Source organism: Variovorax sp. P4_B11 (assembly GCF_056402355.1).
Genome location: NZ_JBFUHO010000001.1, coordinates 338,256 through 350,852 on the forward strand (window position 1 = coordinate 338,256; position 12,597 = coordinate 350,852).

Consider the following 12,597-nt stretch of genomic DNA (forward strand, 5'->3'; position numbering starts at 1 on the left):
GCAGCCTAGTTCCGCGCCCATCCGGTGCGGGGAGCTTACAGACCGCTGAGCGCGCCCGGCGGGAGCGTTCGATACGCCGGACTATGATAACGGAAGCGGTCTTGGCGCCACCCTCAAACGTTCGTTAGACCGACGCTGCAAATCTCTATGCTCGCCCAAGTACCGTCATCCCTCATCGCTCCGCAATTCGTTTCGTACGCCCAGAACTACGAGGACGTCATGCTGTGGCGTGCCCTGCGAGACGTGGAGCGGGGCTTCTACATCGACGTGGGTGCGCAGTCTGCCGAATCGGATTCGGTCACCAAGGCGTTCAGCCTGCTGGGTTGGCGCGGGATCAACATCGAGCCTCATCCGGTGTACTTTGAGCAACTCGTCCAGTTGCGGCCGAACGACGTCAATCTGGATGTCGCACTCGGGGAGCGGTCAGGCATTCTGACGATGAACCTCGTCGATGAATCAGGCTTGTCGACCGCGGACGCGGAGATCGCTGGCCGGCACGCCGCCGCCGGCTACACCATCCGAAAGCATGAAGTGGAAATGCTGACGTTGGCACAGGTGTGGCAGAGGCATGTGCCGGATGGGCAGCCAGTGCACTTCCTCAAGGTCGACGTTGAAGGCTTCGAGCGAGCTGTTCTCGCGGGCAACGATTGGCAACGCCATCGTCCCTGGATCGTCCTGGTGGAGGCCACGCTCCCGAACTCGCAGATCGAAAACCACGAAGCATGGGAGCCGATTCTGGCGAACGCCGGCTACAAGTATGTCTACGCCGACGGCCTCAATCGCTTCTACGTTGCCGAGGAGCGCGTCGAACTCGCCGCCGTCTTCAAATACCCGCCCAACGTATTTGACGGCTTCATCACGGCGCCCTTGGAGCGCATGCAACGGGAGCATTCGCAACGGGTGCTGGAGCTGGGCATCATCCATGAGCGCGCTTCCGACCTGCAGCAGCAGGTTGGTGCGCTCGAACGAAGCTTGCAGCTCGAGAACGAACGCGCTTCGGGTTTGCTGCAGCAGGTTGGTGCGCTCGAACGAAGCTTGCAGGAATCCCACCGGCGAATCGAATGCGCGGAAGCGGGCCTGGTTCAGGCACGCGAAAGGGAAATGGCGCTCCAGGATCGATTGGACGCCGAGGGGACGGCGCTGCGGCACGAGATTGACCAGCGCGATCAGTTGTTGGCGCAGGTCGAGCACCGCGCCAACGTCGCCGAACAGCAGCGCGACACCATTGTCCAATCCCGGTGGTGGAGGATCACGGGGCCGGGGCGGGCGTTGCTGGCCCATCGTCAAGTTCGCAGATGGGTCAAGGCGTCCTGGTGGGCCGCAACGCCTTGGCGCATTCCGGCACGGCTACGCTTCATTCGCGAGCGCCAACAGACGGTGACGCAGGCGGGAGCGGTCGTGGATGAGCCCCCAACGTTGAATCTGTACCCGGACCAAACGCCTGGCCGGCAGCCCGTGCCGCCGATCGAAGCGCTACCGGGCGACGTCACCGACCGAACGGTTGCAGCGCGCTGGTGCATGTGCGTGCTACGTTCGCAACCTGAAGTCCGAGCGCGTTTTCCGCGCGCGCTCTCGCAGCCGGAAGCGGATGGATTCATCGCCTGGGTGCGGGAAGAAGGAGGTGAACGCTTTGGCCTCTCGGAGTCTGCGCGTTCGCTGGTCGTGGCCGTGCTGCAAGAAGACTTCGGTGGCCGGGCGCGTCAGTTCTATCTCGGTCGCCCGGACGTGCGCACGCTTCATCCGCACGGGCTCAGCCCGGATGGTCAAGAGGGGCTGTACCGTTGGTTCGTGCAGTTCGGCTGCTCCGAAGGCCGGTTGTCGCCGGAAGAGGTGCTCTGGCTCTTCATTCAGGTGTCGGAGACACCGGGTCAGGGGGGGGCGGACCGTGCGTGATCGACATCCACGCCTCGCTCTGGACACGTACGTCCTGGCGCAAGGCATCAAGACCGGCGTGTACCGGGTCTGCGACGAACTGTTTCCGTTGCTGGCGCGCTGCGATCGCCTCGACAGCCGCCTGTACTTTCGCCCGCACGACTCGGCGAAGGCCCCCGGCTTGAGAAAGCGGCTGAATGCCCCGGCGCATTCTGCACCTGCGCAGCGCCCATCGGACGATGCCGACATCCTGCTGTCGCCTTTCGGCGTGGCGCCCTCCGAGTGGTTGCTGGACGATCATGTGCTTCATGCCCATGTCGTCTACGACCTAATCGGCATCAAGCACCCCGAGTATTTCTCGACGGAGGGCGCAGCCGAGGTGCGGCGCATCATGGATAGCCTGGACGAGCACACCGTGGTGTTCGCGATCTCGGAGTTCACCAAGAAGGATCTGCTGGCCTATCGGCCGGACCTCAGTCCGCGGCAGGTGACGGTGATTCCGCTGGCTGCCGGTTCGCGCTTCCGCCCCTGCGACGATCCCGGGGCGCGCGCGGCCGTGCGCGCCAAGTACGGTATACCCCTGGGCGTGCCCTACGTACTGAGCGTGGCGACACTGGAGATCCGCAAGAACCTGGACCAGGTCGTCCATGCTCTGGTTTCGCATCTGGAGCAGAACCCGGAGAGCGACCTGCATCTCGTGCTGTCGGGCATGTCCGGCTGGAAGCTCGAACAATTGCACGGGGCGTTTGCAGTTGCCAAGCGCTGGCGCCACCGCATCGTGCTGACCGGCTTCGTCGAAGATGCCGATCTCTCCGCGCTCTACAGTGATGCGCTGTGCTTCGTGTATCTGTCGCGTTACGAGGGATTCGGCCTCCCGCCTTTGGAAGCGATGGCTTGCGGCACCCCCGTCATTTGCGCCAACAACTCTTCGCTGCCTGAGGTGGTGGGACAGGCGGGGCTATTGTTCGATGCCGGCGACGTGCAGGGTGTCGCCAATGCCATGCATCAGATTGCGGCATCTCCTGCGTTGCGACAGGAGTTGGCCGCGGCCGGGCTGGACCGGGCCGGTCTTTTCAGCTGGGAGCGCTGTGCAGACATCGTCGCGGAGACCCTGATCACCGCGCATGCCCGCCATGTGCAGCGGCCGGGCAATAGCCGGCGCCGTGAATTGGCGCCCGGAGAGCGGCTGGCGCGCGCCGTCCGCGAGGATGGCATCGACCGGACGCGGTGCCCCTCATAAGGCGAAGCGCGGTCCCTGCCTCAGCAAGCGGGAGCGATCGGTTACAGCCGACATGATCAAGGTCCGATGAGGGGCAGGAGCATGTTGTGAAAGCATGTTCTCGGGGGTGGGGCCGCCGAGCTGCGACGGCTGCGCGAACTCGACGGGGCGAGCCGCAAGCTCAAGCAGCTTGTGCCGCGAGAAGGACCGCTAAAAGGAGTGGCCCTCCGCGTTCCGGCGCAGGTCCGCCTCGACCATCATGCCGCACAGCTGCTCGAGCGTGGTCTTGGGTTCCCAGCCGAGCCTTTCCTTGGCGCGGGCCGGGTTGCCGATCAGCAGGTCCACCTCGGCCGGCCGATAGTATTTCGGATTGACGCGCACCAGCGTCTTGCCGCTCTTCACTTCGATGCCGATCTCGTTCTGCTCCTCGCCTTCGAAGCGCAACTCGTAGCCGGCCGCCTTGAACGCCATGTCCACGAACTCGCGCACCGTCTCGGTCCGGTTGGTCGCCAGCACGAAGCTGTCCGGCTCCTTGGCCTGCAGCATCATCCACATGCCCTCGACGTACTCCTTGGCATAGCCCCAGTCGCGCTTGGCGCCAAGATTGCCGAGCTCGAGCACGTCGGCCTTGCCCAGCTTGATCTTGGCGACGCTATCGGTGATCTTGCGCGTGACGAACTCGCGGCCGCGCAGCGGGCTCTCATGGTTGAACAGAATGCCGCTGCAGCCAAAGATGCCGTAGCTCTCGCGGTAGTTGATCGTCATCCAGTGGGCGAACAGCTTGGCCACGCCGTACGGGCTGCGGGGATAGAAGGGCGTGTCTTCGACCTGCGGAATGGCCTGCACCTTGCCGAACATCTCCGAGGTGGATGCCTGGTAGAAACGGATCTTGGGGTTGGTCAGGCGAATCGCTTCCAGGAGATGCAATGCACCCATGCCCGTGATCTGGGCCGTGGCATCGGGCTGATTGAAGCTCACGCCCACGAAGCTCTGTGCGGCCAGGTTGTAGACCTCGTCAGGCGCCGCGTCCTTGATGAGTGTCAGGGAACTGCCAAGGTCGGTGAGGTCGTACTCGACGAGGTGCAGATCCGGATGTTCCTGAATACCAAGTTCCTCGATGCGCCAAAAGTTGACGGAGCTGGTACGACGATAGGTGCCGAAGACAACGTAGCCCTTGCTCAGCAAGAGTTCGGCGAGATATGCGCCATCCTGACCAGTGATACCTGTGACTACTGCACGCTTCTTCATGAGGACCTTCCAAAAATGAGACGGGCTCGCCTCTCGGCGGCGCTTAATCAGCGAATTTTGCCCTAAGACCGGGGTCGACTTTCCAGGATGCGTGGTGTTCGCGTTGCTGGCCGGCCAGGGCTGGAGCGCCCCTCCCTAAAGATTCCGTGCCAAGACGGTCATGCGCGGGCGCTGCCTGTCGACGATGGTATCGAGTCCGCATGACGAAGACACCCGACAGGGCGGTGGCCACGGGCGAGTGCGGAGGTGGTCGCCCGCTGATCCTTACATATACTTTCATTTCACTTGTGGTCATCCGGGAAGGCACCTGGCCATGGGCGCGATCGCGCGGCCTGACGGCGCGTCGCCGCAGCCGGTAGTCATATGGCAGTCGTTCTTGGCGTCCCTAGGGACCATGCGCGCGTTCTCGCGGTGTCATGCGTTCTCAGTGCACCGCTGGTCACGGGCCCTCAATGGCTTGCCGGGCTCGGCAACTGCCCGGTCGATAGTCCTGGCGATGCGCTACGCTCCACTCTTGTGCTTGCAGCGAACTTTACGAGGTAGATGATGGAAAAAAAGAGGGTATATGTAGCCGGTCACCGGGGCTTGGTCGGCACGGCCACCTTGGAAGCCCTAAGCACACGACCCGAGTACGAAGTGCTCACGCGCACGCATGCCGAACTCGATCTCGAGGATCGTCAGGCCACACGGGAGTTCTTCCAAGAGCAACGACCGGACTACGTGGTCATGAGCGCCGCAAAGGTCGGCGGCATCCTTGCGAATTCGAACTTTCCTGTCGATTTCCTGCACAACAATCTGCGCATCCAGATCAACGTGTTCGACGCGGCGCACGAGGCTGGCGTTGATCGAATGATCTTTCTCGGCTCCTCGTGCATCTATCCGCGCGACTGCCCGCAACCCATCAACGAAGACTATCTGCTGACCGGACCGCTGGAGGGCACCAACCGTCCCTATGCACTGGCCAAGATCGCGGGCGTTGAATCGTGCTGGGCCTTCAATCGCCAGTACGGCACGCGGTACCTCGCCGCAATGCCGACGAACATGTACGGGCCTGGCGACAACTATCACCCGGAGCATTCGCACGTATTGCCGGCGCTGATCCGGCGCTTCCACGAGGCCAAGATCAAGGGCGCGCCCGAAGTGGTGGTCTGGGGATCGGGCAAGCCGAGGCGGGAATTCATGTACTCCTCGGATCTGGGCGATGCCATCCTATTTCTGCTCAGCCTTCCCGAGGACCGCTTTGCCGCGCTTACGCGTCCTGATGTCCGGCCTTTGATCAATATCGGCGTGGGCGAAGACGCGACCATCGGCGAGGTCGCGGAGCTCGTGAAAGAGACCGTGGCCTACACGGGTGAGCTCAAGCTGGATCCCAGCAAGCCGGACGGCACGCCGCGCAAGCTGTTGGATGTTGGCCGTCTGGGTGCGCTCGGTTGGAAGGCCAGCACGCCGCTCGAGGTCGGCCTGAAGAATGCCTATCTAGATTTTCTGCATCACCATGGCTGATCTTGGGGCGTCTGTTGAAGGGCAATGTGAGGCGTGAGGCGTGAGGCGTGAGGCGTGTGGCGAAGGCAGTGGGCGGCCACCCCTTGGCTGGGCGAATGCGCGAGCGTTTCGAGTTTCTGCGCGATCTTCGCTGCCTCCAGTCGACACAATTTAACCTAGGCTGCGGCGTTGTCGGAGCCGCCGGAAAAATAGGGCGGAGAACTTCCATCTTGAGTTTTTCACCACTGGCGTCGAGGCTTTCCGCACCGTTTCGCGTCATCTAATCGTATTCATCAGACATTCTTGACAACTCCAATTCAAGACAATCATGTTAATTGAGACCGCACTGAGGAAATCCCTCCTCGCCATTCCATCGATCAACGGAGCAAAACTCCTCGAACGGATGTTGCCCACGCTTCGAATTCCGAGTGAACTGGTCGTGGTGATTGATCAGGGGAGCACGGACAATACTGAAGACGTGTGTCGCAGAGCTGGCGTCGCCCTCCGGCAGCTAGGGCGAGCACACACCTACACCGAGGCCTGCAACATCGGTGCCGAAATAGCCAGGGAGCGTGGCTGTGATTTCGTCTTTGTGGCAAATAACGACATAACCTTCACCACCGACGTGATGCGCGAACTTCTCGCCGAACTGTTGGAAGATCCCGATCTCGGAATCGTGGCGCCGGCGCAAATCATTGTCGACGAAGCGGCCTCCCTCAGAAAACTTGCCTATCGCGTTTTCTGGAATCTTGAAGAACTGACTTTCGCCCATGATTTCACACCACCTTGCGGTAATCCTCATCGGCTCGAAGCGGATTTCTGTGAATTGACCTTCGCGGGCGTGCGAATGTCGACGATAGACAAGGTGGGATTTCTCGACAACGACTATGGCTTCTATCATGAGGATGCAGATTTCGGTTTTCGTCTGCGAGACGCAGGATACACTTGTGCTTATCTTCCGCATTCTCAAATCGAGCATTGGACAAGTTCCACTTTTTCGTCAAAGCCGAGTCAGTTCAAACTGAACTATCTAAAGAAGAACAAGCAACTTTTCGCGCGGAAATTTTTGGGGCAATATGTTGCGCATCAGGATCACAAGTCAATCGAAACTGACTCCTGGAATATCATCAACAGGAATCTTCATCCGTATTTAACGAAATACGGCCTCGTTCACCCCGATGCGGCGCGGCTCACCTTTTCGCACCTCGGGGTCGAGCCTTTCGATTATCTTTACACCGTATGGGAGACTTCGCGCCCGCCCGAATCATGGCTGGCATTCAAAGAGCGCTACAAAATGGTTCTCACCACTTCACGCTGGGGCGTGGACGTGTTGAAGCAAGTCGGAGTCAAGCGCGTTCATTATGCGCCACTTGGAGTCGAAAGCGATATTTTTCAACCTTGGGGGCCGTCACAGCGTTTTGTAGATGGAAAGACATTTCTATGGTTCTCGCGTAATCAATATCGTAAAGGCCTCGACGTCATGCTCAAGGCATGGCGAGCATTCCATCCATCGCAGCCAAATGCCAAACTGATCTTGATGGGTATCGGCATAGTGAAAACGTTGCCGGTTCCAGATAGTATTCGCGTCTGGAAGACTTTCAGAATTGCCGAGTATTACGCCGACGGAATTTCCGTATACGAGAGTTTGGCCGCAATGGACGAGCAGTCGTTGGCAACCGTGTACCGCAGCGTTGATTTCACAATCTGCTCGTCGCGCTCGGAAGGGTTTGGTTTCGGCGTCGCCGAGTCTATGGCTTGCGGCACTCCATCCATCTTCGGAAATTTCAGCGGCACCTCGGACTTCGCAGTTCCTGGCGCCTTGTTGCTGGATGGCGTCCCGATCAGAGCCGACTATTCTGACAAGGGGTTCGGTGATGTCGGGTCTTGGTGGGAGCCCTCGATCGAGCATCTGACAGCCCTTTTGTTCGAGGCAAACGATATGGATGCCAAACAATATCGACTTCTCTCGGAATCGGGTGTCCGAACCATTCGCACGAAGTTTTCTTGGCGGGAGAGCAGTCTTGCGATCCGTCGGGCGCTCATCGCAGAAAACGAGGGCAAACTTCCTTCGCTCCGAACGGGCAACGCGGGAAGAGGGTATCGGTCGCGGGCGTCTTCCGCTTCTGAGGACCAGTCTACTCCGCATTCGATAGCCTCCATTCGGTGGAAGGGCTTGGTCGCACGCACCATTCGACGAGCCGGTTTCTTATTCACCTTCTTTGCCGACCAATTGGAACTTCAAGGATGGAGGCGCGCGATCTCGGCTTCGTCGAAACAAGTGATCGGCCCGTACTTTCAAACGAGAATGCAATGGCTCGTGCAGAAGACATTGCAAATTCCGCGCGGCACAAGCGAATCGGAGATGTTGCGTCCCGGCGCCTTGTTTATCGGCTATGCCGAAGGTGCATTAGGACTTGGTCAAGCTTTTCGGGCAAACTTGAAAGCCGCTGAGTCGGCCGGACTGCCATTTGCAGTTTATCCATTTCAAGTTGGCATTGAGACCCGCTTGATTGGGCCGTACATGCAACAGCGGTATGACGTAAATCACCCTTACGAAATCAATGTCATTCAGGTGGCAGGAGATCAGGTGTCGGAGGTTTTTCGGACGCTCAGTCCCAAGCTTTTAAAAAACTCGTACAACATCCTCTGCACCTATTGGGAGCTTTCAAGGGCGCCAGAGGAATGGAAAAAGAATCTGGAGAATATCCATGAAATCTGGGCGCCCAACAAGTTCATTGCTGACGCGTTTTCCCACATCTTCACAGGCCCGATTACTGTCATGCCTCCAGCGATGGAGGACACCAGCGGAGTTCATCCAGAACGAAGGCATTTCGGAATGGAAGAGGGGCGTTTTTATTTCATGTTCAGCTTCGATTACTTTTCCTCGCCATTCAGAAAAAATCCGCTTGGAGTGCTCCAGGCTTTCCAGCGCGCCTTCCCGAACGGTGATGAGAATGTTGGTCTGGTAATCAAGTCCACGGGGGCGGCCGATCACTATCCCGATATAAAGGCAGTGATCGAAGCAGCCGTGGTGGAGGATCCGCGCATCCTGATATTTGATCGGAACATGCCTCGCGAAGAAATCCTCGGCTTGATCCGCGCTTCGGACGCCTATGTATCTTTGCATCGAGCAGAGGGGTTCGGGCTTGGAATGGCCGAGGCGATGACGTTTGAGCGTATCGTTATCGGAACCGACTATTCTGGCTCTACTGATTTTCTGTCGGATAAAACCGGCTATCCGGTGCCCTACATTTTGCGCCCTCTGGGGTCCCATGAATATCCCTGGTCTCAGGGGCAATCTTGGGCTGAACCCGATCAAAATGCAGCAGTGGAGATTATGAGAAAAGCAGCAGAAAATCCATTGGAGGGAATAAGGCGCGGTAAAGCCGCGCGCGAGCACGTATTGCGTAGTTATAACCCTGCGGCCGTAGGGAAAGCAATGCGCAAGCGGCTCGATGTGCTGTTCGCGGAACGTCAGTCTCGAAAAACGTCGTAGCGATGACTGCCTCGGACCCCTTCCGGTAATTCCTCATTCTTACCGAGCTCTGGGATCAGCGCGGCGTGGCCGCGCAGGCGAAAGGGATCGGGTGACCCAGCGTGGTGTCGCTGAAGATTCGGAGAAGGACGCGCTCTTTGGCGAAGGCGGGGCCAGGGGCGACACCTGGACGCCGCCTCGCTGAAGGCCTGCGCGGAAGCCAACTTGTCGCTGGAGGCCCCCGGCCGGCGCGTTGCCGCGCGGCTGGAGGAAATCAGGCTGCGGCGGAGGGAGGCAGGTTGACCGGCTCGGTCACGGACTGACTGACGATGCGACCGTGTTCCAGGTGGATGACCCGGTTGCATTCCTTCGCGATCAGTTCCGGTGAATGCGAGGCCAGCACCAGGATGCCGGACTTCGCTACCACATCCTTCATGCGCTGCTCGGCCTTGTGGGTGAATTCGGCGTCGCCGACCGACAGCCATTCGTCCATCAGCAGGATGTCGGCCTGCACACTGGTGGAGATTGAGAAAGCAAGGCGCATCAGCATGCCTGTCGAGTAGGTGCGCACCGGCATGTTGACGTATTCGCCGAGCCCGCTGAATTCGCAGATTTCGGGAGTCAAGGTGTCGATCTGCTTCTTGCTCATTCCCATCACGAGGCCGCGCAGCATGATGTTCTCGATGCCCGTGGCGTCCGCTTCGATGCCCAACGAAGGATCGATCAAACTGGAGACCGTCCCCTGTCGGATGAATTCGCCGGACGAAGGTTCGTAAACGCCAGCCAGCGCGCGCAGCAGGGTCGACTTGCCGGCACCGTTGTGGCCGATCAGTCCGAGGCGGTCGCCGCTGTTCAATTCGAGATCGATGTTGCTGAGAGCTTGGACTACGTTGACACCGGTTTCCTTGCCGAAGCGCCCACCCGTCACCGAGGCAGCCAGCGTCTTCTTGAAGGAGGCCGCTCCGGCCCCGTAGATCGGGAAATTGACCGAGACGTTCTTGAGAGAAATGAGAGCCATGTGGAGTTACAGCCAGTAGACGACGCGGCGGCGGTATTTCGCGAAGAGCAGGCTCGACACGATCAGGGTCGCGGCCGTCCAGCCGAGAATCCCCCACCAGTTATGACTCTCGGCGACCCCGCCCATCAGCGGCGTGCGCAGAAGGTCCAGCATCTGAGCGAAGGGGTTCCAGAGGATGTACTTCGCGCGTCCGGGTAGGCTCGAGGGCAGCCAGAACACGGGCGTGAGGAACATCAGCATCTGCATCACGCTGGTGACGATCTGCGTGACGTCGCGAAACCGCGTGCAGACCAGGCCGAGCGCAATGCCCACGGCTTGCGCATTGATCAGCACAAGCAGGAAAGCCGGCACGAAGAGCAGCGCCGACCACCCCAGCGAGACGCCGGCCCAGATCGCCACGGGAATGTATAGAACGATCTGATGGGCAAACTGGATCAGATTGCGCGCCATGCTGCGCCAGACGAAAAGGCTGATCGGGAAATAACCCTGCTTCAGATAGTTCGCAGATCCGATGAACGCGTTGCAGGAATCCGTCACCATGGCCGAGAAAAATCCCCAGAAGATGATGCCGAGTGCCAGGTGGGGGAAGAACTTCGACAGTTCGGTGCCGAATAGCGAGCTGTAGAGCGGCCCCATGCCGCCGATCATCGCGCCCATGCTGAGCGTGAGCCACAGCGGGCCCAGCATCGAGCGGCGATAGCGAAGCACGATGTCGAACCAGGCGAGAGTCCACCAGATATCGGTKCGACGGGCGCCCTCCCACCAGTCGCCCCAGGCGCTGCGATGCAAATTCGAATGTGCCTGGCTCATACGCGTCCGTAGGTGTCGGCAAGCCGCACGATGTCGTCTTCTCCAAGGTAGGCCCCACACTGCACTTCGATGAGCACCAGCTCGTCCTTGCCTGTATTCGTCAAACGATGTCTTTCTTTCAAGGGGATGTATCTGTACTCGCCGGGCAGGGTCTTGTATTCCACGTCGCCGACCTGGACCAGCGCCGTACCCTGCACGACCACCCAGTGTTCGGCGCGATGATGGTGGTATTGCAGCGAGAGCGATTCGCCGGGCTTCACCGTGATGCGCTTGACCTTGTAGCCGTCTTCCTCCTTGAGAGAGGCATAGGTGCCCCACGGCCGATGCACCACGGCCGGGAGATTGACCGCCTCATGCTGACGGTCCTTCAAGGTGTCGACTATTCTCTTGACGTCCTGCGCACTGTCCTTGTGAGCGACCAGCAGCGCGTCCGGCGTGTCGACGATCACGAGATCATGCACGCCCAATGTCGCGACCACCTTCGGGCCGTGGCTGTCGACCTGGACGTGTGTTCCCGTGGTGTCGATCGCAACGGTGTTCGATGGCATGCTGTTGCCGCTGGCATCGGAGGTATGCGCCTTGGCCACCGAAGGCCAGGAACCCACGTCGCTCCAGCTGAACTTGGCCGGCACCACATGGACGTTGTCGGCGCGTTCCATGACGGCATAGTCGATGCTGATGTCCGGTTGCAGGCCGAAGTCATGCAGGTTGAACTGGACGGTGTCGTTCGCTGTCTGCGACGATTCGAGCGCGCGGCGCGCGGCGACCAGCAGCTCGGGTGCGTGCCGCTCGAAGGCCGAGATGATGGCGTCCGCGCTGAAGCAGAACATGCCGCTGTTCCAGTAGTAACGGCCGGTTGCGAGGTATTCCTGCGCGGTCTGGAGGTCCGGCTTTTCCACGAAGCGCTTGGCACGCTGGCTTTCGCGCGACACGTGCTCCACCTCGACGTAACCAAAGCCGGTGTCCGGGCTGGTGGGACTGATGCCGAAAACAACCAAGGCGCCTTGTGCGGCGAGCCTGAAAGCCTGGCTGGCGCTGGCAACGAAGGCCTCGACGTCCGGCACCAGATGATCGGCCGAGAGCACCAGCATCACGGTATCCCCGCTGAATTGCCTGACGCACTGGAGCGCCGCCAGCGCGATGGCGGGCCCGGTATTGCGGCCCTTGGGCTCGAGCAGCAGCGTGGCTTGGGGCGGGTCGGCCATCTGCCGCAACACATCCTTGGTGAGAAACAGGTGGTCCTTGTTGGTGACGATCATCAGGTCGCCGGTACCGCAGGCCTGCCCTCGTTCGACCGCTTGCTGAAGCAGGGTCGAGCCACCGAGCTTCATGAAAGGCTTCGGAAAGGCCTGGCGCGAAGCGGGCCACAGGCGGGAGCCTGCGCCTCCCGAGAGCACAACTGAAAGCAAGCGCATTTTTTTCCTGAGTTCTGGACGGGCGATAATTTTACCGGTCCGACTCCAGCCGGCCTCG

8 protein-coding genes are annotated in these 12,597 nt (G+C 60.1%); 4 read left to right on the top strand and 4 right to left on the bottom strand.

All coding sequences use genetic code 11. The features are described from left to right. The first annotated feature begins 147 nt into the window (after nt 1-147). Together AC1DYD_RS01775 and AC1DYD_RS01780 are read left to right on the top strand one after the other, a co-directional pair. The gene (locus tag AC1DYD_RS01775; RefSeq protein ID WP_478171016.1) at nt 148-1,893 is read left to right on the top strand and encodes an FkbM family methyltransferase; all 1,746 of its coding nucleotides are present in this window, start codon (nt 148-150) and stop codon (nt 1,891-1,893) included. Continuing rightward, nucleotides 1,886-3,112 (top strand): glycosyltransferase family 4 protein, encoded by a 1,227-nt coding sequence (locus AC1DYD_RS01780; RefSeq protein WP_478171017.1) that lies wholly within the window; start codon nt 1,886-1,888, stop codon nt 3,110-3,112. Before AC1DYD_RS01775 ends, AC1DYD_RS01780 begins: the two co-directional genes overlap by 8 nt. 189 nt (nt 3,113-3,301) lie before the next feature. Here the strand turns inward: AC1DYD_RS01780 and gmd are convergent, their stop codons facing one another. Then, complete coding sequence (gene gmd / locus AC1DYD_RS01785) at nt 3,302-4,339, bottom strand: GDP-mannose 4,6-dehydratase (RefSeq protein ID WP_478171018.1); 1,038 nt, start codon at nt 4,337-4,339, stop codon at nt 3,302-3,304. Nucleotides 4,340-4,882: 543 nt separating this feature from the next. On the opposite strand from gmd, the gene AC1DYD_RS01790 reads away from it, so the two are divergent. Together AC1DYD_RS01790 and AC1DYD_RS01795 are read left to right on the top strand one after the other, a co-directional pair. Further along, nucleotides 4,883-5,842, top strand: a complete 960-nt coding sequence (locus AC1DYD_RS01790) for a GDP-L-fucose synthase family protein (protein ID WP_478171019.1) — start codon at nt 4,883-4,885, stop codon at nt 5,840-5,842. Between the two features lie 307 nt (nt 5,843-6,149). Beyond that, on the top strand, nt 6,150-9,317 hold the full coding sequence (locus tag AC1DYD_RS01795) for a glycosyltransferase (protein ID WP_478171020.1): 3,168 nt from the start codon (nt 6,150-6,152) through the stop codon (nt 9,315-9,317). A 253-nt stretch (nt 9,318-9,570) separates the two neighbouring features. Here AC1DYD_RS01795 and AC1DYD_RS01800 read toward each other — a convergent pair whose 3' ends face one another. From AC1DYD_RS01800 to AC1DYD_RS01810, 3 genes are read right to left on the bottom strand one after another with little or no spacing between them, the layout of a single operon-like run. Next, nucleotides 9,571-10,314 carry an ABC transporter ATP-binding protein gene (locus AC1DYD_RS01800; protein WP_478171021.1) on the bottom strand — a complete coding sequence of 248 codons (744 nt, stop codon included), beginning with the start codon at nt 10,312-10,314 and terminating at the stop codon, nt 9,571-9,573. Between the two features lie 6 nt (nt 10,315-10,320). After that, nucleotides 10,321-11,124 (bottom strand): ABC transporter permease, encoded by an 804-nt coding sequence (locus tag AC1DYD_RS01805; protein WP_478171022.1) that lies wholly within the window; start codon nt 11,122-11,124, stop codon nt 10,321-10,323. Beyond that, nucleotides 11,121-12,539 (bottom strand): mannose-1-phosphate guanylyltransferase/mannose-6-phosphate isomerase, encoded by a 1,419-nt coding sequence (locus AC1DYD_RS01810; protein ID WP_478171023.1) that lies wholly within the window; start codon nt 12,537-12,539, stop codon nt 11,121-11,123. Before AC1DYD_RS01810 ends, AC1DYD_RS01805 begins: the two co-directional genes overlap by 4 nt. Nucleotides 12,540-12,597 lie beyond the last annotated feature (58 nt).

Coding starts and splice junctions, on each gene's coding strand:
- AC1DYD_RS01775 (WP_478171016.1), top strand. CDS start 148: ATGCTCGCCCAAGTACCGTCATCCCTCATCGCTCCGCAATTCGTTTCG.
- gmd (WP_478171018.1), bottom strand. CDS start 4,339: ATGAAGAAGCGTGCAGTAGTCACAGGTATCACTGGTCAGGATGGCGCA.
- AC1DYD_RS01790 (WP_478171019.1), top strand. CDS start 4,883: ATGATGGAAAAAAAGAGGGTATATGTAGCCGGTCACCGGGGCTTGGTC.
- AC1DYD_RS01795 (WP_478171020.1), top strand. CDS start 6,150: ATGTTAATTGAGACCGCACTGAGGAAATCCCTCCTCGCCATTCCATCG.
- AC1DYD_RS01800 (WP_478171021.1), bottom strand. CDS start 10,314: ATGGCTCTCATTTCTCTCAAGAACGTCTCGGTCAATTTCCCGATCTAC.
- AC1DYD_RS01810 (WP_478171023.1), bottom strand. CDS start 12,539: ATGCGCTTGCTTTCAGTTGTGCTCTCGGGAGGCGCAGGCTCCCGCCTG.